This is a genomic window from Gordonia sp. McavH-238-E (assembly GCF_022348225.1).
Taxonomy (GTDB): Bacteria; Actinomycetota; Actinomycetes; order Mycobacteriales; family Mycobacteriaceae; genus Gordonia; species Gordonia terrae.
Window position 1 is genome coordinate 64884 of record NZ_JAKRFE010000015.1, and the last position, 25513, is coordinate 90396.

A 25513-nucleotide genomic window follows, 5' to 3' on the forward strand; every position below is an offset into this window, starting at 1 on the left:
AGCGGCGGGGCGCACGGTTTCGGTGCGTTCCAGCGTCCCGCGACCTGCGTGAGGACACGATGCGCTGCCCCTTCTGCAAGAACGACGACACCAAGGTCATCGACTCGCGTGTCGCAGATGAAGGGCAGGCCATCCGACGGCGTCGCTCGTGTGTGGAGTGCGGGCGCCGATTCTCCACGGTGGAGAGCGCCGTGCTCGCCGTGGTCAAACGCAACGGGGTCACCGAGCCGTTCAGTCGCGAGAAGGTCATGCGCGGTGTGCGTCGTGCCTGTCAGGGCCGGCACGTCGCCGAGGACGCACTCGCGCAACTCGCCCAGCAGGTCGAGGACACGGTGCGCGCGAGCGGATCGGCCGAGATCCCCAGCAACGAGGTCGGTCTCGCGATCCTGGGTCCGCTGCGTGATCTCGACGAGGTGGCGTACCTGCGGTTCGCGTCGGTGTACCGGTCGTTCGACTCGGTGGAGGACTTCCAGCGCGAGATCGACGATCTGAAGTCGTCGGCGTCCGGTGGCGGACGTGTCGAGACCGCCACCACCGATCCCGTCTCAGCCGAGTCGGTCCAGAGCTCGTAGGACGCGCTTCTCCGACACGGGGAACGCGGTACCGAGACGCTCGGCGAACAACCCGACCCGTAGTTCCTCGACGAGCCACTGCGCCTCGTCGTCGACGATCGCCCGTCGGTGCTCAGGGACCTGTTCGAGCCGTTGGGCCCACCGCTCGACGACGCGATCGACGACCGCGACGCCGGCCTTGTCGCGCGCGGCGGACGCGGGCAGCGCCTCGAGACGTGCCCGCGCACCGTCGAGGTACCGCGGCAGGTTCTCCAGATGCCGCCGTGCGGTGGCTGCCACGAAGCCGTCGAACACGAGATGGTCGATCTGCTCGGCGACGTCGTCGGCAGCCAGCGATCCGGCGTGCCGGTCGATCGCCGCGCGGACCGGCGCCAGCCGTTCGAGCGCCGCGACGGCGAGCGAGAAATAGTCCGGGGCGGCCTCGGCGACGCGCGGCCTGATCCGCTCGAGGAAGGCCGAAAAGGATTGTGGCGAGCGGACTGCCGCCAGCTCGGCGTCGGCGACACCGATGGTCGCGTCCCGGATGGCCCGTCGAGTGCAGTCGGCGAGCAGTGCCTCGATGTCCGCATAGGGACTCAGGCTCAGGGCGAGTCGTTCGGCCGGATCGAGTGAGCCGGCGAGGCGTTTGGACAGCGGGGGAATCGCCAGTTCGAGCAGGGCGACGAGCCCGCGACGACGGAGACGCTCGCGGGCGTCGGGGGAGGACGCGTCCACGACGATCACGCCACGCGGGCGGCCCTTGTCATCGGCGACCACGTCGATCGTCGGGTAGCGGGTCAGCCGCTGCCCGGCGACGTCGACCGTCGTCTGTTCGGGGAGCGTGCCGATCCCGTCGGCGGTCCAGGCCCGGTACAGAGTGCGTGACACCGTTCGCGGCGCCGCGGGCACACCCTTCTGCTGGAGCTCGGACAACGAGTCCGCGCGGGCGATGATCCGTCCGGCATCGTCGGCGACCGCGAAGTGCATCCGGAGGTGAGCCGGCACTCGTTCGACGTCGAAATCAGCTGCGGTGACTCTCATCCCGGTGATCGCCGACAGCTCGCGCGCCAGTCCGGCGGCCAGCGGCTCCTTGCGGGGGGTGAGTCGGCCGAGGGCGAGGTCGGCGAATCGTTGCGCAGGGGACATGCTCTTGCGGAGTTGCTTCGGCAGGGACTTGACCAGTGCGGTGGCCAGTTCGGCGCGCATGCCGGGGACCGACCAGTCGAATCCGGCCGGACGCACATGGGGGAGCAAAGCCTGCGGGATCACGACCGTGACCCCGTCGTCGGTCGCGCCGGGTTCGAAGCGGTAACGCAGTTCGAGTCGGGTGTCGCCCTGCTGCCAGGCGCCGGGGTAGTCCGTCGGCGCGACATCGGTGCCGCCGGTGACGTCCTCGGGACGCAGATCCAGCAGATCCGGTTCGGCCCGGCGGGCCTTCTTCCACCATGAGTCGAAGTGCCGCGCGGAGGTGACGTCGGCCGGTAGCCGCTGGTCGTAGAACTCGAAGAGCTGGTCCTCGGTGATCACCAGACCCCGGGTGCGCGTGCGGTTCTCGACGTCGGAGGCGGCGTCGAGGAGTGTGCGGTTGCGCTCGAAGAAGGCGTGCTGCGTACGCCAGTCGCCCTCGACGAGAGCGTGCCGGATGAACAGCTCCCGCGAGACCACCGGGTCGATGGGGCCGTAGTCGACGCGCCGCCGGGCGACGAGGGGGACGCCGTAGAGGGTGACCCGCTCGTAGGCCATCGCGGCCCCGCGTCTGGCGGACCAATGCGGCTCGCTGTGGGTGCGCTTGACGAGATCCCCGGCGAGTTTCTCGGCCCACAGCGGATCGATCCCGGCGACGGTGTGGGCGAAGAGTCGGGACGTCTCGAGGATTTCGGCCGCCATGATGAAGGCGGGTGGCTTCTTGGCGAGCGGAGAGGCGGGGAAGATCAGCAGTGTGGTGTTGCGCGCACCGGTGAACTCGCGGCCCTCGGTGTTGCGGGCGGCGATGTTGCTCAGCAGACCCGACAGGACGGCCCGGTGGACGGCGTCGGCGTCGAGTTCGGTGGGCGCGACCGACCAGTCGAGGTCCTTGACGATCTCGGTCAGCTGTCGATGGAGGTCCTGCCACTCCCGGATGCGAAGGAAGTGTAGGTACTCCCGCTCGCACATGCGCCGAAAGCGGCTGCCGGACAACTCCTTGCGCTGTTCGCCGAGGTATCGCCACAGCTCCACGTAGGACAGGAAGTCCGACTGTGGGACGACGAAGCGCCGGTGCTGGGCGTCGGCGGCCTCCCGGTGCTCGGCCGGCCGTTCCCGAGGATCGGGGAGCGACATCGCCGCGGCGATGACGAGAAGGTGGTCGAGACAGCCGAGCTCGTGTCCGGCGATGAGCATTCGGGCGACCCGCGGATCGACCGGAATCCGCGACATCGACCGGCCGGTCGGGGTGAGCCGAGGCGGGCCGCCCTCGCGTGGGACGGTGATGGCGCCGAGTTCGGTGAGAACGCCCATACCGTCGCGGATCGCGCGGTCGTCGGGCGGCTGGACGAACGGGAAGTCGGCGATCTCGCCGAGCTTGAGGGAGGTCATCTGGAGGATGACGGCGGCCAGGTTGGTGCGCAGGATCTCGGGGTCGGTGAACGCCGGCCGGGATTCGAAGTCGTTCTCGCTGTAGAGGCGGATGCAGACGCCGGGCGCGACGCGACCGCATCGGCCTGCGCGCTGGCGGGCGCTGGCCTGGGAGACCGGCTCGATGGGCAGGCGATTGACCTTGGTCCGGGTGGAATACCGGCTGATGCGGGCGGTGCCGGTGTCGATGACATACCGGATGCCGGGCACGGTGACCGAGGTCTCGGCGACGTTGGTCGCCAGCACGATCCGGCGTCCGTCGGACGGGGAGAAGACCTTCTGCTGTTCGGCGATCGACAGCCGCGCGTAGAGCGGCACGATCTCGGCGCCGGGCCCCTTGCCGCCACCGGTGCGGCGGCGCAACGCGTCCGCGGTCTCCCGGATGTCGCGTTCGGTCGGCAGGAACACCAGGATGTCGCCGCGGCCACCGGCCCACAGTTCGTCGACGGCGGCGTCGATGCCCTGGATCTGGTCGAGGTCGGCATGCTCGCCACCGCCGGCATCGTCGCCGTCGTCGGGGCGCTCCTGCAGGCTCAGCGGCCGGTAACGGATCTCGACCGGATAGGTGCGACCCGACACCTCGATGACCGGGACCGATGTCGTCGGCGTACTGAAATGCCGTGCGAACCGGGCCGGTTCGATCGTCGCGGAGGTGATGATGACCTTGAGATCGGGTCGTCGCGGCAGCAACCGGCGTAGGTATCCGAGGATGAAATCGATGTTGAGGCTGCGCTCGTGCGCCTCGTCGATGATGAGGGTGTCGTAGCGGCGCAGCATCGGGTCGGTGGCGATCTCGCGCAGCAGGATGCCGTCGGTCATGACCCGGACGAGGGTGTCGGCGCCGGAGCGGTCGGTGAACCTGACCGAGTAGCCGACCGCGTCGCCGAGCTCGGTGTCGGTCTCGTCGGCGATGCGTTTGGCGACCGAGCTCGCGGCGATCCGCCGGGGCTGGGTGTGCCCGATCGACCCGCGGATGCCCCGGCCGAGTTCGAGGCAGATCTTCGGGAGCTGCGTGGTCTTGCCCGAACCGGTCTCACCCGCGATGACCACGACCTGGTGGTCCCGGATCGCCTCGGCGATCTCCTCCCGTGCCGCCGAGACGGGGAGTTCGTCCGGGAAGCGCAGGATGGGGACGCTCGCGCGCCGCCGGTCGAGTCGTGCACGTGCGTTGTCGACGTCGGTGACGAGCTGCTCCCACTTCGCGTCATCCGGACGCGCCGTGAGGCGGTCGATGCGACGCCGCAGCCGGTCGGCGTCGACGAGGCCCACGTCGTCGAGTGCGCGGAGCAGGTCCGGGCGCGACACACCCGGTGCGCCTGCAGACGGGGCACTTCCCGGCGACGGGGAAGCTGAGGAAGACGGGTCCGGCATGATCCCTCCAGGATATGGGTCGGTGCGCGCGGGACTTCACCCCAGTGGCCGTGCAGGGTGCGCGGACCGGCATCATTGGGGCCATGGCTGATGGTTCGAGTACCGGAATTCCGGGGTCGCTGTGGCACGGTTTCGCCGACATGGGTGCGGTGACCGCGAGCGGTCCGTTCGTCGTCACCCGGGGCGAGGGTGCGCGCATCTTCGATCGCGACGGCAAGTCCTATCTCGATGCGACCGCGGGTCTCTGGTTCACCAATGTGGGTCATGGTCGTACCGAGATCGCCGACGCCGTCGCCCGGCAGCTCGGCTCGATCGCGCACTATTCGAACTTCGGTGACATCGCGAGCGACACGACCCTGCAACTGGCCGAGGAACTCGGTGCGATCGCGCCGGTGCCCGGGTCGAAGATCTTCTTCACCTCCGGCGGCAGCGACTCGATCGACACCGCTGTCAAGCTCGCCCGTCGCTACTGGGTGGAGCAGGGACGCGAGTCCAAGCGGGTCGTCGTCAGCCGCACCAAGGCCTACCACGGCATGCACGCCGCGGGCACCTCGCTGGCCGGCATCCCGCTGAACCACGACGGGTACGGCGAACTCATGCACGACGTCCAGAACGTCGAGTGGGACGACGCCAAGAGCCTGCTCGGCCTGATCGAACGGGTGGGCGCCGACAACATCGCCGCGTTCTTCTGCGAGCCGATCATCGGTGCCGGCGGCATCTACCTGCCGCCGGAGGGTTACCTCGCCGAGGTGCGGAGCATCTGCCGCGACCACGACATCCTCTTCGTCGTCGACGAGGTCGTCACCGGCTTCGGTCGCATCGGCGGCGAATCCTGGTTCGCCTCGGCACGATTCGGCCTCGAACCCGACATGATCACCACCGCCAAGGGCCTCACGTCCGGCTATGTCCCGATGGGCGCGGTGTTCATCGCCCCCTGGATCGCCGAGCCGTTCTTCGCCGGTGGCGTCTGGTGGCGGCATGGCTACACCTACGGCGGGCACGCGGGTGCGGCAGCGGCCGCCCTGGCCAACCTGGACATCATCCGGCGCGAGAACCTCCTCGCCGAGGCGACGCGTCTGGAGGGTGACCTCGCCGCGGCGCTGTCACCGCTCACCGATCTCGATGCGGTCGCCGAGGTCCGGACCGGTCTGGGTGCGGTCACCGCGGTCCAGCTCGCCGACGCCGCCACCGCTCCGGCCGCGGTTCGCGCGCTGCGCGAGCACGGCGTCAGCACGCGCGCGGCGGGTCAAGGGGCGCTGCAGATCTCGCCCGCCTTCGTGATGACGACCGCCGAGGTCGGCGAACTCGCCGACCGGATGCGCGCGGCCCTGAGCTGACCCCGCGGCGGCCGTTCGTTCTGCTCCCTGAGGAGCGCCTGGAGCTTGCGGAGGGCGCGTCCCCACTGCTCCCTGAGGAGCGCCTGGAGCTTGCGGAGGGCGCGTCACGAAGGGGCCCGGCTGCTCGAGCAGCCGGGCCCTTGTTCGTCGCGCTGCGGCGGATCAGGCGTTGGCGAGCACCTCGGTGGTGGCGATCGCCTGGGCGACGCCGCTGACGATCGAGGCGACCTTGAGCGCCTCGAGGATCGCCTCACGGTCGACGCCGGCCTCGCGCAGGGTGTTCTCGTGTGCGGCGACGCAGTGGCCGCAGCCGTTGATCGAGGACACCGCGAACGACCACAGCTCGAAGGCGGCCTTGTCGACACCGGGGTTGCCGATGATGTTCATCCGCAGGCCGGGACGCAGGTCGTCGTACTTGCCGTCGAGGAAGCCGCGACCCCGGTAGAACACGTTGTTCATACCCATGATCGACGCGGCGCCGAGTGCGGCGTTGTAGGCCTCGGCGGACAGCGTGTCGGCGGCCTCGTCGGCGATCTCGCTCAGCACCTTGGCATTACGGCTCGCCGCTGCGGTCGACAGCAGGGTCCCCCACAACTGCTCCTCGCTCAGCGCGGTGGTCCGGCTGATCGATCCGAGGTTGAGTTTGAGGTCCTTGGCGTACTCGGGGAGTGCGTTCTTCAGATTCTCGATGCTCATCTGTTCTCCTCTCAGACGCCGGCCGTCATGAGCTCGCCGGCGTCGATGGTCGGATCGCCCTTCTTCCAGTTGCATGCGCACAGCTCGTCGGACTGCAGCGCGTCGAGGACCCGCAGGACCTCGTCGACGTTGCGGCCCACCGAGCCGGCGGTGACCGACACGAACTGGATCTCGTTGTTCGGATCGATGATGAAGGTGGCGCGGTCGGCGACTCCGTCGGCATTGAGAACGCCTGCAGCGGTGGCCAGTTCACGCTTGAGGTCGCTCAGCATCGGGAACGGGAGGGTCTTGAGGTCCTCGTGCTGTGCGCGCCACTGGAAGTGGACGAACTCGTTGTCCACCGACGCGCCGAGGACCTGGGTGTCGCGGTCGGCGAACTCGTCGTTCAGCTTGCCGAACGCGGCGATCTCGGTGGGGCAGACGAAGGTGAAGTCCTTCGGCCAGAAGAACACGATGCGCCACTGACCGGGGTGATCGTCGGACGACACGGTGGTGAAGTAGTCGTCGGGCTGCTGGGCATTGACCTTGCTGAGGTCGCCACCGATGACGGCGGTGAGGTTGTAGGCGGGGAACTGGTCACCGATGGTGAGCAGGGCCATGTGTCGCTCCTTCAGCTGGTGAATGTACGGAAACTTGCGCGCGAAAGAGTTTCGCGACGTACGAGTACCATCGTGCCGGATTCTGGCCGAAAGCGAAACGTGATGATTAGCACTACACTGATAGGCATGCCCGATAGAACTTATCAGCCCACCGTCGCCGGTCTGCGCGCCTTCGTCGCTCTCGCTCATCGCCGTCACTTCGGAACTGCCGCAGCCGATCTCGGTGTCAGTCAGCCGTCACTGTCGCAGGCGCTGTCCGCGCTGGAGTCCGGGCTCGGGGTGACCCTCGTCGAACGCACCACGCGGCGTGTCCAGTTGACGGCCGACGGGGTCGAACTCCTGCCGCGGGCGATCGCGGCGACGGAGGCCGTCGACGAGTTCACCTCGGCGGCCGCGGGCGCCGGACAACCGCTACGCGGGGTGCTGCGGCTGGGGGTCATCCCGACGGTGGCACCCTACGTCCTGCCGACGCTGCTGCGCGGGCTCGGCGAGCGGCTTCCGGATCTCGTGCCCCGGGTGGTGGAGGAACAGACCGCGCGACTGGTCGAGCAGTTGCGCACCGGCACGTTGGACGTGGCGTTGCTCGCCCTCCCCGTCGAGGTGCCCGGCATCGTCGAAGTCCCCATCTACCGTGAGGATTTCGTTCTCGCGCTCCCGTCCGGACATGCCCTCGCCGGACGTCGCCGTGTCGACCCCACCGCCCTGGCGGACCTGCCGTTGCTCCTCCTCGACGAGGGGCACTGTCTGCGCGACCAGGCCCTGGAGGTGTGCCGGCTCGCCGGCGTGCGGCCCGATCTCGGACAGACCCGGGCCGCCTCGCTGACCACGGCGGTCCACTGCGTCGTCGGCGGTCTCGGTGTGACGCTCATCCCTCAGACGGCGGTGGCGTCGGAGACGGCGTCGGGCGACCTGGCCACCGCGACGTTCGCGACCCCGCGTCCGGGCCGTCGGATCGGCCTGGTCTTCCGGGCCTCCGCACGCCACGACGAGGCCTACCGCGAACTCGCTTCCGTCATCGGTGATCTCGTCGGCGCGACCGGGGCCGTGACCCCGCTCTAGACCGGCTCGCCCGTCGAGGCGAGTGACTCGGCGGCGGCCGCCTGCGCGGCCAGGGCCTCCCACTCGTCGACGAGACTCGAGTCGACCTCGCGGACCATGGTGCCCAGATCCTCGACGATCCGCTCGATCTCGGGTGTCACCACGCTCGTCGGAACACCCTGGCGCAGAACTCGATAACAGTCCGACAGGTAGCGCAGCAACACGCCTTCGCTGCGGGCGAGGCCGTAGGCGGAGATCAGCTCGGTGAAGGTCATGGCCTTCTCCAGCATCTCGCGCAGGACCGCCTTCGGCGCCGGCGGGAACGACGACACCCAGGGATGGCCGCGACGATAGATGTCGAAGGCGGCGAAGATCTCCTCGGCCAGCGGCTGCGGCCAGGTGATCTCCTCCAGTCGGGTCATGCGCTCCTCGTACTCGATGCCGTCGGCCTTCATCTCGGCGATCGCGGCGTCGCGGGCCACCTTACGCTGGGCGAGCAGCAGCGGGCGGGGATTCTCCAGCGTCGATTCGAGGACGGAGACCACATCGAGTGCGTACGTGGACGATTCGGGGTCGAGGATCTCGAAGGTCGCCAGCGCGAAGGCGGACAGCGGATTGGTCAATGCGAAGTTCGCCGGCATGTCCACGCTCAGCGCGATGTGCCGTCCGGTGTCGTCGGGTTCGTCGAGCTGCACGACGATGCCGGCATCTCGCAACCCGCGGTAGAGCTCGATCGTGTGCTTGATGGTGCGCAACTGCCGGTCGCGGGGTTCGTGGTTGTCCTCGAGGAGGTGGCGCACCGCGGCGAAGCAGTCGCCCGGTCGGCCGAGCACCTCGAGCAGCATGGCCGTCGTCATCTGGAAGTGGCTGCGCAGCGGCTCGTCGGGGGCGTCGACGAGCTGGGTGAACGTCTTCTCACCCCACGACACGAAGCCCTCGGGGGGCTTCTTGCGCACCAGCTTTCGCAGTTTCTTGGGATCGTCGCCGGCCTTGGCCACCGCGCGGGCGTTCTCCACGTCGTGATCGGGGGCCTGGGCGACGACGTAGCCGATCGTGTCGAACCCGGCACGCCCGGCGCGGCCGGCGATCTGATGGAACTCGCGCGCCCGCAGGCGCCGGACCCGGCGCCCGTCGTACTTGCTCAACGCCGCGAACAGCACCGTACGGATGGGCACGTTGATCCCGACGCCGAGCGTGTCGGTCCCGGCGATGACCTTCAGCAGACCCTGCTGGGCGAGGCGCTCCACCAGGCGCCGGTACCGCGGGAGCATCCCGGCGTGATGCACACCGATCCCGGCGCGCAGGAGTTTGGACAGGGTGTTGCCGAAGCCGGTGGAGAACCGGAAGTCCCCGATCGCTTCCGCGATGGCGGCCTTCTCGGCCTTGTCGCAGATGCGGACGCTCAGCAGTGCCTGTGCGCGCTCGACCGCGGCGGCCTGGGTGAAGTGCACCACGTAGATGGGCGCCCGGCCGCGGTCGACCAGTTCCTCGATCGTCTCGTGGACCGGCGTCATCGCGTAGGTGTGTTCGAGGGGGACGGGCCGCTGCGCACCGGTGACCTCGACGGTCTCGCGTCCGGTGCGGCGGGTCAGATCGTCGACGAAGAACGAGACGTCGCCAAGCGTCGCCGACATCAGCAGGAACTGCGTCGACGGCAGTTCGATGAGCGGCACCTGCCATGCCCAGCCGCGGTCCGGTTCGCCGTAATAGTGGAACTCGTCGGCGACCAGGGTGCCGATGTCGCTCTCACCGCCCGCGGCCAGCGCGAGATTGGCGACGATCTCGGCGGTCGCGCACACGATCGGCGCGTCGGCGTTGACCGCGGCGTCACCGGTCAGCAGACCGACCTGGTCCGCGCCGAACATCGCGCACAGCTCGAAGAACTTCTCGCTGACGAGCGCCTTGATCGGGGCGGTGTAGAACGCGCGCTCGCCGCGGCAGCGCGCGAAATACAGCGCACCCGCCGCGACGAGTGATTTACCCGAGCCCGTCGGCGTCGCCAGGATCACGTGGCTGCCGGCGAGGAGTTCGAGGAGTGATTCCTCCTGATGGGGGTAGAGGTCGAGACCACGCCCCGTCCACCAGTCGGTGTACCGCTGCAGGGCGGCGTCCTCGTCGTCGGTCGGGACCAGGACGTGGGGTCCGGGAATCGATGCGGTCTCGGGGATCAGATCGGTGATCGTGGACCCTCGTCCCCGGGGTCCGCCTCACCGTTGCCGGTCTGCTCGGCCAGGAACCGCTCGAGTTCGGCTCCGAGTTCGTCGCCGCTGGGCAGGGATTCCTCGGCGGCGAGCAGCGAGGCCCGCTCCTGGGCGGCCTGGGTGAACGTGTCGTACTGGGTCTCCAGCGCGGCCACCACCGACTCGATCTCGCTGTTGCCCTCGACCTCGGTGTCGACCTGTGCGCGCACCTTCTCCGCGGCGCTGTCCAGAGCGGCGAGGGGGAGGTCGAGGCCGGCGAGTTCGGCGACCGCCGCCAGCAACCGTGCCGAGGCCGCCGGATAGTTGGTCTGCGCGAGGTAGTGCGGGACGTGTACGGACAGCCCCGAGGCGCGGTAGTCGTGCTCACCCATGCGGAGTTCGAGAAGCATCGACGCGCTGGCGGGCAGCTTCATCGCCGATCCCCACCGGGGCAGGTCGCCCAGGGCGTCGGGATCGCTGCCGTGCGCGGTGATCGACGGCGGGCGGGTGTGCGGCACGGCCATCGGGATCGCGTTCAGGCCGATGACGTCGGTGACGCCGAGGCCGTCGCTGAGGCGACGGACCGCGTCGACGAACTGTTCCCACCGGAGGTCCGGCTCGGAACCGGCGAGGAGGAGAAACCCCTTGCCGGAGTTGTCGCGGATGGCGTGCAGCGCCAGCGACGGCATCTCCACGTCGGTGAAGGTCTCGCCGCTGAACGAGATGGTCGGCCGGCGCGAGCGGTAGTCCATCAGTTCGTCGGACGAGAAGGTCGCGACCAACTCCGACTCGAGGCTGTCGCGCAGATGCGCCGCCGCCAGGGCGACCGCATGCCCGGCATCGGCGAACCCTTCGAGTGCGTGGATCAGTACCGGACCCGTGCCGTCGGGCCGGGTCACCTGCGGAGCGGGAAAGGCGAGTTCATACAGCGCGTCGTCGCGCGCGGGCTGCTCGTCCACGTCGTCCCTCCTTCTGCTGGCAGCTGTCCATCGAGACAGCTGAACGTCCATTGTCCCGCACCGGGGTGCTGAGAGTCATCTGGGTGCAACCACCTCGGCACGCGGGTGATTCCCGGCCTGGTGCGCGCGGTGTGTCGGAGGGCGTGCGGGGCGTGCGGCGGTGGCACAGTAGACCGTTGTGACCGAGCCGCGTGTGCCCCGACCGTGTCTGCCTTTCCCGGGCCGGACCCGTGTGCCGGCCGCCTGCCTGGTGGCCGCCGCGGTCCTGCTCTCCGCGTGCTCGGTGGCCGGGGAACCGGCGCCGTCCGGCCCGGACCTCTCCGCGCGATCGGTGTCGGCCGCAGACTTCCCGGGTGGCGCGGCGAGCGAGATCCCGGCGTCCGCGGTCGCGAACGCGCTGGCCGACGTGACCGGCGCACCGATGCCCGGACAGACCGGCACCGAGGTGTCGCCGCCGGACTGCGCGCCGGCCACCGTCGCCGCCGACGGCGCGGTCGCCTACCTGGGGCCCGGCCCGGGGGAGCGGTCCACCCTGACCACGGTCGTGGCCGGCGTCGACACGACTCTCGACGACGTGGTCGACCTGGCGCAGCGGTGCGGGCAGACCACGACGACGACGTTCGGTGCGTCGTCGACGGTCACCACCGAGGTCCTACCTCCGCCACCGGCGCTCGACGGGGTCGACACGGCCACCATCCGTCGCACGATCGTGACCGGCGGCGGCGTCCCCACGACGACGAGTGCCCTCACCCTGCTCGGCGAGCGCGACGGGGTCCGGGTCTACACCGAATACCGTTGGCCCGCAGCCGGTCCGGTGGCGCCGGAGGCGGCCGCCGCGCTCGACGCACTGTTCGTCAAGGCGAACGCGGCCGCATTCGGCTGATTCCCCACCGCCCCTGTGGATGACTCGACCCGAGTTGTCCACAGGACGAGTTCCCCGGCGTTCGCGCGGCCGCCTGCGGGTGACGCTGCGTCCATGCAGATGTTCGAATCACGTCCGTCGGGGCCACACGACCCGTCTACGCTGCTCACCTCGATCCCCGCACGTCTCGGATTCGTCCCGGAGCGATCGATCATCGTGATCGCCTTCGCCGCCGACCGGACCGTGAACGCGACCATGCGACACGACCTCGCCCTCGAGGACGACGGCAGCCCCAGCCGGGAGTTGGTCACCGTCCTCGGCGGGCTCGGAGAGATCACCTCCACCTATGGCGTCGAGGAGATCGTGGTCGTCATCGCCGACGACCGGCATCCCGTCGACGACCACCGCCACCGCCGGATCATGGCGATGAGCGACCGGTACTTCGGTGAGGTCGGCGGCGTCGCGGCGGGATTCGCGCTGGCGACCTTCGACGCAGGCGCCGAGTGGACCACCATCTGGTGTCCCGAGGACCGAGCATGGTCGGTCGAGGTGTCTGCCGACGCGGTCGGGCGCATCGACGACCCGCACACGAGTCCGACGGCGATCGCCGAAGCCGTGCGCTCGGGCCGACGAATCCTCGGACGGCGCTCGGAGATGAGGTCGATGCTCGAACCGCTGGACGGCGAGTGCGGTCCGGGTCGCCCCCGGCCGGAGTGCCATCGGTGCCGCGGCCACGACCTGGACCGGACCGATCTCGACCGGTTCGATCCCGACACCGACGACGTCGAGGTCTCGGCGCTGGCGCTCGACCTGGTGATCAGCGCGATGATCGGAGCGGACCGGGCGCTGGACTGCGACGAACTGGACCTGCTCGAACGGGCGATCCTCCGCCCCGACGTCCGCGACGCCGCGCTCGCCCTGGCCGTCACCGAACTGCGGGGAGCTGCCGAACGCCTGTGGCGAGAACTCACCAGACGACTCGCCGGACGCGGACGCGCAACCGCCGCAACACTTCTCGCGCACCTGCACTACATCGGCGGGGACGGGGCCTATGCCGGTGTCGCGCTCGACGTCGCGCTCGCGTGCACAGAACCCGGACCGCTGGCCACGCTGCTGGACTCGGCCCTACGGGCAGGCGTACGCCCGGCCAGGCTGTGGGGCACGATCGACAAGTCCTACGACGCGGCGAAACGTCTCGGCATCGTCATCCCGGCGGCGACGTTGCGCACCGCCGGGTGACCGGACCTGTTGCGTCAGATCTTCGCTGGGTCAGACCTTCGCTCGGTCAGACCTTCTCGACGACCTTCTCGACGAACAGCGAGTGCGCCATGTCGGGCGAGAGCTCGAGACCGTCGTGACCGGGCGTGTCGATGGTGATGGTGCCCGCGGTGTTCGAGACCGTCACGCGGGCGTTGGGGACCACACCCGCCTCCCGGAGCGCTCCGATGAGTTCGGTGTCGGACTGCGCGTGCTCCGACAGACGACGGACGATGACCGGCACCGTCTCGCCCGGCGGGAGGTCGGCGAGACGGGTGGCACCGTCGTCGGAACTCGGCACCTCCACGCCCAGCAGCTCCAGGCCCGGGATGGGGTTGCCGTACGGCGACGTCGTCGGGTACTCCAGGACCGCGAGCAGGCGACGTTCGACGTTCTCGCTCATCACGTGCTCCCAGCGGCAGGCCTCCTCGTGGACCTGATCCCAGGGCATCCCGATGACATCGACCAGCAGGCGCTCGGCGAGACGATGCTTGCGCATCACCGCGACGGCGAGCGAGCGGCCGCGGTCGGTCAGTTCGAGGTGTCGGTCGCCGGCAACGCGGAGCAAACCGTCGCGCTCCATCCGGGCAACGGTCTGCGACACGGTGGGACCGGATTGGTCCAGACGCTCGGCGATACGTGCCCGCAGCGGCACGATGCCCTCTTCTTCGAGATCGTAGATCGTTCGCAAGTACATCTCGGTGGTGTCAACCAGGTCGTTCACTGTGCGCAATCCCTTTCGTCCCCGCCAAGATTACCCTCTTTGCGAGCGGTGACCGCGATCTCACCGCGGCCGGGTGGTCCGCGACGAGGATGGTGCGGTGCCCGCTCGTGTCCGACGCGACATCCGTGGCCGCTGCGCGAGGTGTACCACTAGCCTGAGGTCGTGATCAACACTACGAGCGCCCGATGACGACGGCGGTCATCTGGAGCGAGGACTTCCTGTCCTATCGCTGGGCCCACACGCACCCGATGAACCCGGTCCGACTCGCCCTCACGATGACCCTCGCGCAGAGCCTCGGGGTCCTCGACGACGTCGAGACGGTCCCGCCGCAGGCCATCGACGACGACGCGCTGACCGTCGTCCACAGCCGCGACTACATCGACGCCGTGCGTGCGGTCGGCTCCGGGACCGCGTCGCTGTCGGGCCCGTTGCTCGAGCGGTTGTTCGGTCTCGGTGACGCCGACAACCCGGTCTTCACCGGGATGCACGAGGCCGCGCGCCTGCTCGTCGGCGGCACGCTGGCCGCGGCCCAGACGGTGGTCTCGGGGGCGGCGACGCGAGCGGTCAACATCGGTGGTGGCATGCACCACGCGATGCGCTCGCGCGCGGCGGGGTTCTGCATCTACAACGACTGCGCCATCGCGATCAAGTACCTGCTCGACAACGGCTTCGACCGGATCGCCTACATCGACGTCGACGCCCACCACGGCGACGGCGTCCAGGTCGAGTTCGCGGCCGACCCGCGTGTGATGACGGTCTCGCTGCACCAGCATCCGGCGACATTGTGGCCGGGCACCGGATGGCCGACCGAGGTCGGCGACGGCGATGCCGCGGGCAGCGCGGTCAACCTGGCCCTCATGCCCAACACCGAGGACCGATTGTGGCTGCGCGCCTTCCACGCCGTGGTGCCGTCACTGATCGCCGAGTTCCGGCCGCAGATCATCGTCAGCCAGTGCGGCGCCGACAGTCATCGGGCCGATCCGCTCACCGACCTCTCGCTGACCGTCGACGGCCAGCGGGCGGCGATGATCGCCATGCGCGACCTCGCCGACAAGTACTGCGAGGGCCGCTGGATCGCGGTGGGCGGCGGCGGCTACGGCGTCGTCAACGTGGTGCCGCGCAGCTGGACGCACCTGCTGGGGGTGGCTCTCGGGCGTGAGGTCGACGTATCCTCGGTCATCGACGAATCCTGGTGTGCCACAGCCGAACAGATCTCTGAGCAGGTGCATTCCGACTACGCCGCCCCGCCGGTTCGGGTCATGGGCGACGGGGGCATCGTCGACTACCAGCCGTGGGCGGGTGACGCCGGTCAGGAGCCACCCGAGGGCGTCGCCGCCAACGCCCAGCGCCAGACCGATCGCGCAATTCTCGCCACGCGACGCGCGGTGTACCCGCTCCACGGTCTCGACCCGGAGGATCCCCGTGACTGACGACACCACGACCGCAACGGACGCTTCGCCTTCCGACCCGCCCGCCGCGGTGGCCGATCAGCCGGAACCACGTAGCCCGTGGGACTACCCGCGGCACTGGATCGCCGACGTGCTGGCCTCCGACGGCGGCGTCGTGCATCTGCGGCCGATCGTGCCCGACGACGCCGACCGCATCGTGGCATTCCACTCCAAGCTGTCCGAGCGGACGCGCTACATGCGTTACTTCGGTCCGACCCCGACCCTGCCGCCGCGCGAGGTCGCACGGATGACGACCGTCGACCATCAGCAGCGGGTCGCGATCGTCGCCGAACTCGGGGGCGAGATCATCGCGGTCGGCATCTACGAGGGCCTCGGCTTCGACGGCAAACCCGAATCGGCGGAGGTGGCCTTCGTCGTCGCCGACGAACACCAGGGTCGCGGACTCGGACCGATCCTGCTCGAACACCTCGCCGGGGCGGCGGCGGAGAACGGCTTCACCCGCTTCGAGGCCGAGGTGCTCAGCGAGAACCCGAACATGGTCGCGGTGTTCCGCGACGCCGGGTATCAGCTGGCGCGGAGCTTCGACGGTTCGACCGTGCACGTCGAGTTCCTCATCGACCCCACCGAGGCGATGCTGTCGGTGCGCAACGCCCGGGAACGCGCCTCGGAGGCGCGCAGCGTGGCGAACCTGTTGCGTCCCACCTCGGTCGCGGTCATCGGCGCGTCGACGGACCCGAACAAGGTCGGCAATGCGCTGCTGGCGAACATCATCGCCGGGGGGTTCACCGGACCGGTGTTCCCGGTCAACGGACCCGCCCGGGTCGAGGACGAGGAGTCCGAACCGGGCCGACGCGGGGCCGGTCGTGAACCGACGCCGGCGCGTCGACGCACTCGGGAACGCCCGCCGTCGGTGCGCGGGATCCGTGCGTACGAGACTGTGCGGGACATCCCCGATCCCGTCGACCTCGCGGTGGTCGCGGTGCCGGCCGCGCGCGTCGACGACGTGCTCGACGACTGTCTCGTGAAGGGTGTGCGCACCCTCGTCGTGGTGTCGTCGGGCTTCGGCGAGTCCGGTGAGGAAGAGGGGTTGGAGAACGAGCGCCGGCTGGTGGCCCAGGTCCGCGAACACGGGATGCGTCTGGTCGGGCCGAACGCCCTGGGGGTGGCGAACAACGACCCCGCGGTCGCACTCAACGCGACCCTCGCGCCGCGCATCCCGGGCGCGGGCCGGGTGGGGTTCTTCTGTCAGTCCGGCGCGCTGGGGATCGCGATCCTCGACACCGCAGCCCGACGCCAGATCGGCCTGTCGACGTTCGCCTCGGCCGGCAACCGCGCAGATGTGTCGGGCAACGACCTGCTCCAGTACTGGGACACCGATGCCACCACCGACGTCATCCTGCTCTACCTCGAGAGCTTCGGTAACCCGCGCAAGTTCTCCCGCATCTCGCGCCGGGTGTCCCGCTCGAAGCCGATCATCGCGGTCAAGTCCGGACGGGGCGCCATGACACCGGTCCGCGCGGCGCGATCGGCGGCCACCCTCGACGACCAGATCGCCCGGATGATGCTCGAACAGGCGGGGGTGATCCAGGTCGACACGATCCCCGAATTGTTCGACTGCGCGGCGTTGTTCGCCTATCAGCCGCTCCCGCGGGGACCGCGCGTCCGCATCATCGGCAATTCCTCGGTGCTCGGCAGCCTGGCGGCCGACACCGCGCGCAACGGCGGCCTCGAGGTCGTCGACACGATCGATCTGGGAGCCGGTGCCTCCGAGGAGGAGTTCGAGTCGACGGTCTCCGCGGCGATGGCCGACCCGGGTGTCGACGGGATCATCGTCGTCTTCGTGCCGCCGGTGGCGGTGGGCGCCGACTGGCATGCCCGCGCCCTCATGGCGGCGGCGAACACACCCGACGCCGATGGCGACAAACCGATCGTCACGACCTTCCTCGCCGTGGACGGCATCCCACCGGGCTTGACCAGGCCCGGTCCGGGCGGGATGCCGACGAAGGGGTCGATCCCGTCGTACGGCTCACCCGAGCGGGCCGCGGCAGCGTTGGCGAGGGCCTGGCAGTACGCCCGGTGGCGCCAGCGGCCGGAGTCCGTCGTGCATCGTCCCGAGGGCACGGACCCCGAGACGGCCCGGATGTTCGTGCGTGAGGCCATGTCGGGCGAGGGTGTCCCCGACACTCCCGGCGAGCGATTGCTCGGACACGTGGAGTCGGCGAAGTTGTTGCGCTGGTACGGCATCCATGTGGTCCCGTTCCGGGAGGTCACCACCATGCACGAGGCGTCCGCGGCCGCGCGCGAGCTCGGACTGCCGGTGGCGGTGAAGGCGACGTCGGACAAATGGCGCGGCCGGCTCGACCGCGAGGGCGCGCGCCTCGACCTGCCCGACGCGACATCCGTGGTGACCGCGTTCGCCGAACTCACCGAGCTGACCGGTGATCGGGTGCTGCACGTGCAGAAGATGGCACCGAAGGGCGTCGGCACGGTGATCCGGGTCCGCGACGACCCGTCGTTCGGTTCGGTCATCTCGTTCGGTCTGTCCGGGCGGACGTTCGATCTGCTGGGCGATCACGGTTACCGAGCTGTCCCGCTGTCCGAGCTCGACGCTCGTGAACTGATCGAGGAGCCGCGGTCGGCACCGCTGCTGTCGGGATACCGCGGGGAGGAGCCGGCCGACAAGGAGGCGCTCGCGGATCTCCTGCTCCGCATCTCGACCCTCGTCGACGACATCCCGGAGGTACGCGAAGTCGTCTGCGACCCGATCCTTGCCTCGGTCGACGGGGTGGCCGTGCTCAATGCCCGGATACGAGTGGGCCCGGTGCCCGACAGGCGGGACACCGGACCCAGACGACTCGGCTGATCGGCGGACCCGACCGAGAGACTCAGTGAAGGCGGCAGTCGAGCGTGGGGGGACGCTCAGCTCGCGTAGGCACGCAGGCGCTCGGCACGGTCACCGTGGCGGAGCTTGCCCATGACCTCGCGCTCGATCTGACGGACGCGCTCGCGCGACAGCCCGAACATGCGGCCGATCTGGTCGAGGGTGCGTGGCTGGCCGTCGTCGAGGCCATAGCGCATCCGGATGACCTGCTGTTCCCTCTCGTCCAGCGTGGCGAGGACGGCCCGGATGTCGGAGTGCAAAAGTCCGGCGATCACCGCGTTCTCGGCGGAGGTGGCCTCGGCGTCTTCGATGAAGTCTCCGAGCGGTGCTTCCTCGTCGCTGCCCACCGGCATGTCCAGGCTCACCGGGTCGCGGCTGTGGTCGAGGAGGTCGGCGATCTTCTCCGCGGGGATGCCCGACTCGTTGGCCAGTTCGTCGTCGGTCGCCTCTCGGCCGAGCTGCTGGTGCAGCTCGCGCTTGATACGGGCCAGCTTGTTGACCTGCTCCACGAGGTGGACGGGGAGCCGGATCGTGCGACTCTGATCCGCCATGCCGCGGGTGATCGCCTGACGAATCCACCAGGTGGCGTAGGTCGAAAACTTGAAGCCCTTGGCGTAGTCGAACTTCTCCATGGCCCGGATCAGACCCAGGTTGCCCTCCTGGATCAGGTCGAGGAGCGGCATGCCGCGGCCGGTGTACCGCTTGGCCAGCGAGACGACCAGGCGGAGGTTCGCCTCGAGCAGGTGCGCACGGGCGGCCTCACCTTCCCGGACGATGACCGCGAGGTCACGCTTCTTGGCGGCGGAGAGCCGCTTCTTGTTCGCCAGAACGTGTTTGGCGTAGAGGCCGGCCTCGATCTGCTTGGCGAGTTCGACCTCCTGCTCCGCGTTGAGGAGAGCGGTGCGACCGATTCCGTTCAGATAGACACGGACCAGATCCGCCGCTGGAGACTGGGCGTCGAGATCTTGTTCGGTCATCGCCGGCCGGGTACCCGGAGGGGTGACTTCGGCGAAACCTTTGGTCGGGGTCGAACGTGCAACTGTCGAGCGTGACATGCGGCCTCCTGACTTGAGTGCGTTCACTGGGTCCAACGTCCATGTGTGGCCGATAGTTCCCGAGAGTGCTTCGGAGCAAACCTCGATGAGGCTTGGTGACCTGCGCATTCTTTTTCGTGACTCGACAAGCGGCTGAGAAGTTGCTGAGATGTCGCGCGCGACGGAACCGCGCCGCGATGCGGTGAACGGGTCGAGGTGTTAGGCGCGGGGATCGTCGGGGTCGACGACCTGCCCGTCGACGGTGCGCGACAGTTTGTTCTCGGTGTCGGGGAGTGCGGGCGGGCCCACGACATGGTGGTCGGCGCCGTACTTGTACTGGGGGACCTCGCCGCGCTTGCGCGGTGGACGGTCGTTGGCGATGAGGACCGCCGCCCAGGGCAGCGGGATGGAGATCGCGACGATCGCCAGCGCCAGGAGGCCCGACCCGGTGATGCCGTAGGCGATACCGGCGATCAGGAGGGCGGGCACGCGGAAAGCCATGAGGAACAGGTATTTCCGAACGCGTGCCCGGTGCTGGGCCTCCAGCGAGTCCGGCGCGTCGGTGATCAGGTAGGTCTCGGCGGCCGACCGTTTCGACAGGGGGTGGCCGTGCTCGTCGACGTGCGGTGACGCGCTCCTGTGGCCGTACTGACCGCGACCGGTCTCACCCATGGATTCCCTTTGTTCGAACACCCTCTCCACTGTCCCACTTTCGATCATCGAATGCACCCGCGGCTTCGCCCGCCGCCGCCTGTTGACGCACAATGGACGCATGGGAACCGAAACCATCGAACGCCCGGACCTCGACGAATGGTCCGACACCAAGACCGACGAGCGTCCCGACGCCGACGCGACCGATCGGGATGACGACGACCGCCCCAAGTTCTTCCACTACGTGAAGAAGAACAAGATCGCCGAGAGCGCGGTCATGGGGAACCACGTCGTCGCCCTCTGCGGCGAGACCTTCCCGGTGACGCGGTCGGCCAAGCCCGGGTCTCCGGTGTGCCCGAAGTGCAAGAAGATCTACAGCAAGATGCGCAAGTAGCGGCTGCCTGATCGGGCCCGCCCGCTGCCGGGCGGCGGCGGGCCCGGCGCCGTCAGCCGCGCCCGCGTTCGCGCGGCTGCCTGCGGATCGGACCGGAGGACAGCCGGTCGGGCAGGGTCCGGAGCTGTCCGGTGAAGTCCGAGGTCTGTGAATTCACCCAGTGGCGCACCTGGGTCGTGGTCGAGGCCTTCGCCGGCCAGAACTGTTGCACCGCGGCGTTGAACTCGGCGCCGATCACGATGCCGAATCCCAGCGAGAACGTGAAGAGCAGGAACGCGATCGGCGTGGCCAGCGCTCCATAGGAGACCCCGGCCTCGGTGATCTTGGTGAGGTAGATGCGCAGCAGATAGCTCGCCACCCAGAAGAACACGCCGGCCACGACGGCGCCGCCGATGAGCCGATGCCACGGCAGGGGATTGGGCAGCGCGAGGTGGTAAAGCGTCGTGAGCACGAACAGGAGCAGGACCGCGACGAACGGGAAGTAGCCGTAGTCGATGAGGGTGGTGACGAACGATCCCCACGATTCCGGCACGATGGCCCGCAGGTAGTTCGGTCCGAGGGCGACGAGGGGCAGCAGGAACACCGCCACGCTCAGGAATCCGACGTAGAGGAACAACGCGAAAAACCGCTGCCACACCGGATTACGGACCTCGTGCTGATCGTGGGCGTGGGCGATCGAGGCGATGAAGCACGATACGGCCGACGATCCCGCCCACAGTGACAGGACGAAGCCGACCGACATCAACCCGATCCGTCCGCGACCGAGCACGCTGTCGACGGTGGGGGTGATCAGGTCGTCGACGACGGTCGGGGTGAACGTGCGGTCGGCGAAGTCGATGATGCGGGCGTACACGACGTCGACGGTGTCGGGACCGAACCAGCCCGCGACGTAACCGACCGAACCGAGCAACCCGAGCAGCAGCGGCGGCAGGGACAGCGCCTGCCAGAACGCGGCCTGCGCGGCCCAGCCGATGATCCCGTCATCCCAGGACTTGACGATGGTCCGCCAGATCACGCGATGGATGTTCGGCAGCACCGGCAGGCCGGGCCCGGTCGGTGCCTCGTCCCGAACCGGGTCGTCGTTGCCCGGCTTCGCCGAACGGCCGGCGTCGGCGGGCACCTCGACGTCGCCGGACGCGGGCGCGGCCCGCAACGCGGCGGAGCGCAGGGGTTCGGTCGCGGCGTCGCCGATCGGGGCGGTGATCGCGGCCGACACGGGCGCGGGTGGCGCCCCCGCGGGCAGGCTCGGCGCAGCCACCGACGACGTCTCGTCGGCCAGCGGGACCGGATTCCTCTTACGCGTTGTGATGTGTTCAATATCCCTGATCGGAGGGGCGGTTGGGTACTCGGGTCACCAGGCGAGTCGTTCGGATCGCCCACGAGGGGTGACTTCCGTGGGCGCCTCGGCCCGGTGTCGGGATGCGGGAGCTGTCGCCGGTCGGCGGTACGATTGGCGGGTCCCCTTGGGCGCGGGTGCCGCACGCGAGGGGTCATTTCATGTCCGGCAGTACACCCGCACGCGTGGAGGAGCAGCACTGAAGGTGACGTCAGCCGAACCCTCCGCCAGTGGTCCGTCCGGGTCCACGAGCGCCCCCACACAGCAGCTCCGCGCCTGGCAGCGTCGTGCGCTGACCAAGTACCTGACGCAGAAGCCGAAGGACTTCCTCGCCGTGGCGACCCCCGGCGCAGGCAAGACGACCTTCGGTCTGCGCATCGCCCGCGAACTGCTCGACGACCGCACCGTCGACAAGATCACCGTGGTCGCGCCCACGGAGCATCTCAAACACCAGTGGGCCGAGGCCGCGGCGCGCGTCGGGATAGCGCTCGACTCCCGGTTCACCAATGCCGCCGGACAGACCAGTTCGGACTTCCACGGCGTCGTGGTCACCTACGCGCAGGTGGCCGCCCACCCGGCTCGGCATCGGGTGCGCACCGAGAACTACCGCACGCTGGTCATCCTCGACGAGATCCACCATGGTGGCGATGCCAAGTCCTGGGGTGAGGCGATCCGCGAGGCCTTCGACGACGCCGAGCGCCGGCTGCTGCTGACCGGTACGCCGTTCCGCTCGGACGACTCGCCGATCCCGTTCGTCACCTACGAACCGGAGGCCGGCGGGCATCAGCGTTCCAAGGCCGACCACACCTACGGCTACGCCGACGCCCTGAAGGACGGCGTCGTCCGCCCGGTCGTGTTCCTCGCCTACTCCGGTGAGGCCAGTTGGCGGGACAGCGCGGGCGAGGAGTACACCGCGCGCCTGGGCGAGCCGCTCTCGGCGGAACACACCACGCGCGCCTGGCGCACTGCCCTCGACGCTCACGGCGACTGGATCCCCGCGGTGCTCACCGCCGCGCACACCCGCCTCGGACAGTTGCGCGCGACCGGCACACCGGACGCGGGCGGCCTGGTGATCGCCACCGATCAGACCGCGGCCCGCGACTACGCCGAACTCCTCACCGCCATCACCGGTAGAGAACCGACGGTCGTGCTCTCCGACGACCCGAAGTCGTCGTCGCGGATCGGCCAGTTCGCCGCGTCCACCGACGAGTGGATGGTCGCGGTCCGCATGGTGTCCGAGGGTGTCGACGTGCCGCGCCTGGCCGTGGGCGTGTACGCCACCAGTTCGTCGACCCCGCTGTTCTTCGCGCAGGCCATCGGCCGCTTCGTGCGATCGCGTCGGCCGGGTGAGACCGCGAGCGTCTTTCTGCCGTCGGTGCCGGTGTTGCTCGACCTGGCCAGCCAGATGGAGGTCGAGCGCGATCATGTGCTCGGCAAGCCGCACCGCGAGAGCGACGGCCTCGACGACCAATTGCTGATCGACGCCAACAAGCAGGAGGACGAGCCGGGGGAGGACGAGCCGAAGTTCCAGTCCCTGCACGCCGACGCCGAGCTCGATCAGGTCATCTTCGACGGCACGTCGTTCGGCACGGCGACGTTCGCGGGCAGCGATGAGGAGTCGGACTACCTCGGCCTTCCGGGGCTGCTCGACGCCGATCAGGTGCGTGCCCTCCTGCGCAAGCGGCAGGAGGACCAGGTCACCGCGCGGACGGCTGCGTCGACCGCGGAGTCTCCGGCGAATGCCGAGCAACCGACGCCCGGCCGACCCCCCGGGACGACCGGTGAGAACCTGCACGCGCTGCGCAAGGAACTGAACACTCTCGTCGCCATGCATCACCATCGCACGGGTAAACCGCACGGCATGGTGCACAACGAATTGCGGACCCGTCTCGGTGGGCCGCCGACCGCGATGGCCAGTGCCGAGCAACTCAAGGAACGGATCGCCGCGCTGCGCGAGTGGCGCTGATCGGTCGGGTAGGGCGAAGGCCCGGACATGACCGACACGACGGACAGACGCACGACACGACAGAGCCCGGCCGGATGATTCCGGCCGGGCTCCTGTGCGCGTAGGAACGCCCGTGTCAGATCGTCGGGATCGTCAGACCAACTCGCCGGCGGACTCGACGACGGTGGCGCTCAGCTCGACGAGACGGGCTTCGTGCTCGTTGAAGTGATGGCGGCAGAAGAGAAGCTCGCCGCCCTTGGGCAGGACGGCCCGTACCTTGGCTGCGGCGCCGCAGCGATCGCAGCGATCGGCGGCAGTGAGCGGCAGGTAGATCGGGGCTGTGGTGGCGATGTCAGTCATGGTTGTCGTTCCTCCGTCCCGGTCCGGCGCCGGTGTCCGGTCGCCTTCCCTTCGAGCCGACACATCCGGGCGATGCGTCAACCTCACTCTGTCAGACGCTCGAGGCGTTCGTATTGTTCCGGGGGTGCGCTCGGTGTGTCGTCACTCACCGTTAACCTCGCGCAACAACTGGACAACGATCGCCCGAACGCAATGCGACCCGGCCATGGGGGCCGGGTCGCACCACTCTACGTGTTCTGCGCGGGTCGGGTCGGACGGTCAGCTCGTCCGGGTGGGGGAGTGCGTTCCGCTTGCGCCCGCGTCGGGTTCGGGTGCGGTGCCGGCGGCCGGGATGTCGGACGTCGATGCCGCCTCGGTGCCCGAACGCTCCGTGCCCTCGGCGCTCACGAGCGCCTCTTCCTGCTCCTCGCGGAAGTGGGTGACCGCGTCCGAGGACTCGTTCTCACGGTCGCGCAGGTACTCGCGAAGCGAGTAGGCGAACGCTGCTGCCCAGGCGATGGCGATCACGACGTAGAAGACGTTGCGCACCGAGCCGGGGGCATCGATGAAGTCGCTCTTCAGCAGGCTGCGGGTGTTGGTGAGGACGATCAGGCCGCCGACCGAGGCGCCCAGAAGGCGCGGCGGGATGTGGCGCACGAGCCAGGCGGCGATCGGTGCGGCGATCACGCCGCCGACGAGGATGGCGCCCACCCACGCGAAGTTGATGCCCTGCGAACCGAGGCTGAACAGGAAGCCGAGGCTGGCGGCGACGGCGATGATGAACTCGCTGGTGTCGATCGAACCGATCACCTTGCGGGGTTCGAGGCGGCCGCTGGCCAGGATGGCCGGGGTGCCGACCGGCCCCCAGCCGCCGCCACCGGTGGCGTCGACGAATCCGGCGACGAATCCGAGCGGGCTGAGGAAGCGCTTGCGCAGCGGCTTGCCGAGGTTGTGCCGGGGAATGCCCTGGAAGGTGAAGCGCACCAGGATGTAGAGACCCAGCAGCAGGAGGATCACGGCCATGACGGGGGCCGCGGTCTCGGTGGAGAGATTCGACAGGATCGTCGCACCGAGGAATGCGCCGATGGCACCCGGAATCGCGATCCGGCGCACGACGCGCCAGTCGACGTTGCCGAACTTCCAGTGCGAGACGCCGGACACCAGCGTGGTGCCGATTTCGGCCAGGTGCACCGTTGCCGACGCGGCGGCCGGGTTGGTGCCGATGGCGAGGAGGAGGGTCGTGGTGGTGACGCCATAAGCCATGCCGAGACTGCCGTCGACGAGCTGTGCAGCGAAGCCGACGAGGCCGATCAGGACAATCGTTCTCATAGTGGGTC

20 protein-coding genes are annotated in these 25513 nt (G+C 69.2%); 9 read left to right on the forward strand and 11 right to left on the reverse strand.

All coding sequences use genetic code 11. The features are described from left to right. Positions 1–59: 59 nt before the first annotated feature. Positions 60–572 (forward strand): transcriptional regulator NrdR, encoded by a 513-nt coding sequence (nrdR, locus tag MHN80_RS20640; RefSeq protein ID WP_033203453.1) that lies wholly within the window; start codon positions 60–62, stop codon positions 570–572. Here the strand turns inward: nrdR and hrpA are convergent. After that, on the reverse strand, positions 546–4535 hold the full coding sequence (gene hrpA, locus MHN80_RS20645; protein ID WP_239403462.1) for an ATP-dependent RNA helicase HrpA: 3990 nt from the start codon (positions 4533–4535) through the stop codon (positions 546–548). The two genes, nrdR and hrpA, sit on opposite strands and share 27 nt — an antisense overlap. 83 nt (positions 4536–4618) lie before the next feature. On the opposite strand from hrpA, the gene MHN80_RS20650 reads away from it, so the two are divergent. Beyond that, complete coding sequence (locus tag MHN80_RS20650; protein ID WP_033203550.1) at positions 4619–5872, forward strand: aspartate aminotransferase family protein; 1254 nt, start codon at positions 4619–4621, stop codon at positions 5870–5872. A gap of 162 nt (positions 5873–6034) precedes the next feature. On the opposite strand, the gene MHN80_RS20655 is transcribed toward MHN80_RS20650, so the two are convergent. Then, positions 6035–6568: an alkyl hydroperoxide reductase gene (locus tag MHN80_RS20655; protein WP_004019398.1), complete on the reverse strand. Its 534-nt coding sequence runs from the start codon at positions 6566–6568 to the stop codon at positions 6035–6037. Positions 6569–6579: 11 nt separating this feature from the next. Further along, positions 6580–7167, reverse strand: a complete 588-nt coding sequence (locus MHN80_RS20660; RefSeq protein ID WP_004019399.1) for a peroxiredoxin — start codon at positions 7165–7167, stop codon at positions 6580–6582. Positions 7168–7293: 126 nt separating this feature from the next. Between MHN80_RS20660 and MHN80_RS20665 the strand changes: the two genes are divergently transcribed. Continuing rightward, a complete protein-coding gene (locus MHN80_RS20665; protein ID WP_239403463.1) occupies positions 7294–8226 on the forward strand; it encodes a hydrogen peroxide-inducible genes activator in 933 nt (310 codons plus the stop codon). Here MHN80_RS20665 and MHN80_RS20670 read toward each other — a convergent pair. Continuing rightward, positions 8223–10355: an RNA helicase gene (locus MHN80_RS20670; RefSeq protein WP_033203449.1), complete on the reverse strand. Its 2133-nt coding sequence runs from the start codon at positions 10353–10355 to the stop codon at positions 8223–8225. The genes MHN80_RS20665 and MHN80_RS20670 overlap by 4 nt on opposite strands. Before the next feature lie 17 nt (positions 10356–10372). Next, positions 10373–11344 carry a proteasome assembly chaperone family protein gene (locus MHN80_RS20675; RefSeq protein ID WP_004019402.1) on the reverse strand — a complete coding sequence of 324 codons (972 nt, stop codon included), beginning with the start codon at positions 11342–11344 and terminating at the stop codon, positions 10373–10375. 178 nt (positions 11345–11522) lie between these two features. On the opposite strand from MHN80_RS20675, the gene MHN80_RS20680 reads away from it, so the two are divergent. Together MHN80_RS20680 and MHN80_RS20685 are read left to right on the forward strand one after the other, a co-directional pair. Next, positions 11523–12227 carry a hypothetical protein gene (locus MHN80_RS20680; protein WP_239403464.1) on the forward strand — a complete coding sequence of 235 codons (705 nt, stop codon included), beginning with the start codon at positions 11523–11525 and terminating at the stop codon, positions 12225–12227. Between the two features lie 93 nt (positions 12228–12320). Continuing rightward, on the forward strand, positions 12321–13445 hold the full coding sequence (locus MHN80_RS20685) for a DUF4192 domain-containing protein (protein ID WP_239403465.1): 1125 nt from the start codon (positions 12321–12323) through the stop codon (positions 13443–13445). 46 nt (positions 13446–13491) lie between these two features. Here MHN80_RS20685 and MHN80_RS20690 read toward each other — a convergent pair whose 3' ends face one another. After that, complete coding sequence (locus MHN80_RS20690) at positions 13492–14187, reverse strand: metal-dependent transcriptional regulator (protein ID WP_004018860.1); 696 nt, start codon at positions 14185–14187, stop codon at positions 13492–13494. A 185-nt stretch (positions 14188–14372) separates the two neighbouring features. On the opposite strand from MHN80_RS20690, the gene MHN80_RS20695 reads away from it, so the two are divergent. Together MHN80_RS20695 and MHN80_RS20700 are read left to right on the forward strand one after the other, a co-directional pair. Next, positions 14373–15617, forward strand: a complete 1245-nt coding sequence (locus tag MHN80_RS20695; protein ID WP_064571751.1) for an acetoin utilization protein AcuC — start codon at positions 14373–14375, stop codon at positions 15615–15617. Beyond that, positions 15610–18459 (forward strand): bifunctional GNAT family N-acetyltransferase/acetate--CoA ligase family protein, encoded by a 2850-nt coding sequence (locus MHN80_RS20700; RefSeq protein WP_101818749.1) that lies wholly within the window; start codon positions 15610–15612, stop codon positions 18457–18459. Before MHN80_RS20695 ends, MHN80_RS20700 begins: the two co-directional genes overlap by 8 nt. Positions 18460–18515: 56 nt before the next feature. On the opposite strand, the gene MHN80_RS20705 is transcribed toward MHN80_RS20700, so the two are convergent. Then, complete coding sequence (locus MHN80_RS20705; RefSeq protein ID WP_171011532.1) at positions 18516–19454, reverse strand: sigma-70 family RNA polymerase sigma factor; 939 nt, start codon at positions 19452–19454, stop codon at positions 18516–18518. Between the two features lie 276 nt (positions 19455–19730). Then, on the reverse strand, positions 19731–20183 hold the full coding sequence (locus MHN80_RS20710) for a DUF3099 domain-containing protein (protein ID WP_064571753.1): 453 nt from the start codon (positions 20181–20183) through the stop codon (positions 19731–19733). 100 nt (positions 20184–20283) lie between these two features. Between MHN80_RS20710 and MHN80_RS20715 the strand changes: the two genes are divergently transcribed. Further along, positions 20284–20556 (forward strand): DUF3039 domain-containing protein, encoded by a 273-nt coding sequence (locus MHN80_RS20715; protein WP_010840877.1) that lies wholly within the window; start codon positions 20284–20286, stop codon positions 20554–20556. 52 nt (positions 20557–20608) lie between these two features. On the opposite strand, the gene MHN80_RS20720 is transcribed toward MHN80_RS20715, so the two are convergent. Next, positions 20609–21814 carry a YihY/virulence factor BrkB family protein gene (locus tag MHN80_RS20720; protein WP_239403466.1) on the reverse strand — a complete coding sequence of 402 codons (1206 nt, stop codon included), beginning with the start codon at positions 21812–21814 and terminating at the stop codon, positions 20609–20611. 283 nt (positions 21815–22097) lie between these two features. On the opposite strand from MHN80_RS20720, the gene MHN80_RS20725 reads away from it, so the two are divergent. After that, positions 22098–23858 (forward strand): DEAD/DEAH box helicase, encoded by a 1761-nt coding sequence (locus tag MHN80_RS20725; protein WP_004018853.1) that lies wholly within the window; start codon positions 22098–22100, stop codon positions 23856–23858. Between the two features lie 132 nt (positions 23859–23990). Here MHN80_RS20725 and MHN80_RS20730 read toward each other — a convergent pair whose 3' ends face one another. After that, positions 23991–24197: a hypothetical protein gene (locus tag MHN80_RS20730; protein ID WP_004018852.1), complete on the reverse strand. Its 207-nt coding sequence runs from the start codon at positions 24195–24197 to the stop codon at positions 23991–23993. Positions 24198–24455: 258 nt separating this feature from the next. After that, a complete protein-coding gene (locus MHN80_RS20735; protein WP_239403467.1) occupies positions 24456–25505 on the reverse strand; it encodes a sulfite exporter TauE/SafE family protein in 1050 nt (349 codons plus the stop codon). Positions 25506–25513 lie beyond the last annotated feature (8 nt).

Bases quoted from the DNA above. Each gene is read 5' to 3' on its own strand.
- MHN80_RS20705 (WP_171011532.1), bottom strand. From the start codon at position 19,454: ATGACCGAACAAGATCTCGACGCCCAGTCTCCAGCGGCGGATCTGGTC.
- MHN80_RS20730 (WP_004018852.1), bottom strand. From the start codon at position 24,197: ATGACTGACATCGCCACCACAGCCCCGATCTACCTGCCGCTCACTGCC.
- MHN80_RS20650 (WP_033203550.1), top strand. From the start codon at position 4,619: ATGGCTGATGGTTCGAGTACCGGAATTCCGGGGTCGCTGTGGCACGGT.
- MHN80_RS20710 (WP_064571753.1), bottom strand. From the start codon at position 20,183: ATGGGTGAGACCGGTCGCGGTCAGTACGGCCACAGGAGCGCGTCACCG.
- MHN80_RS20715 (WP_010840877.1), top strand. From the start codon at position 20,284: ATGGGAACCGAAACCATCGAACGCCCGGACCTCGACGAATGGTCCGAC.
- MHN80_RS20735 (WP_239403467.1), bottom strand. From the start codon at position 25,505: ATGAGAACGATTGTCCTGATCGGCCTCGTCGGCTTCGCTGCACAGCTC.
- MHN80_RS20665 (WP_239403463.1), top strand. From the start codon at position 7,294: ATGCCCGATAGAACTTATCAGCCCACCGTCGCCGGTCTGCGCGCCTTC.
- MHN80_RS20655 (WP_004019398.1), bottom strand. From the start codon at position 6,568: ATGAGCATCGAGAATCTGAAGAACGCACTCCCCGAGTACGCCAAGGAC.
- nrdR (WP_033203453.1), top strand. From the start codon at position 60: ATGCGCTGCCCCTTCTGCAAGAACGACGACACCAAGGTCATCGACTCG.
- MHN80_RS20685 (WP_239403465.1), top strand. From the start codon at position 12,321: ATGCAGATGTTCGAATCACGTCCGTCGGGGCCACACGACCCGTCTACG.
- MHN80_RS20660 (WP_004019399.1), bottom strand. From the start codon at position 7,167: ATGGCCCTGCTCACCATCGGTGACCAGTTCCCCGCCTACAACCTCACC.
- MHN80_RS20695 (WP_064571751.1), top strand. From the start codon at position 14,373: ATGACGACGGCGGTCATCTGGAGCGAGGACTTCCTGTCCTATCGCTGG.
- hrpA (WP_239403462.1), bottom strand. From the start codon at position 4,535: ATGCCGGACCCGTCTTCCTCAGCTTCCCCGTCGCCGGGAAGTGCCCCG.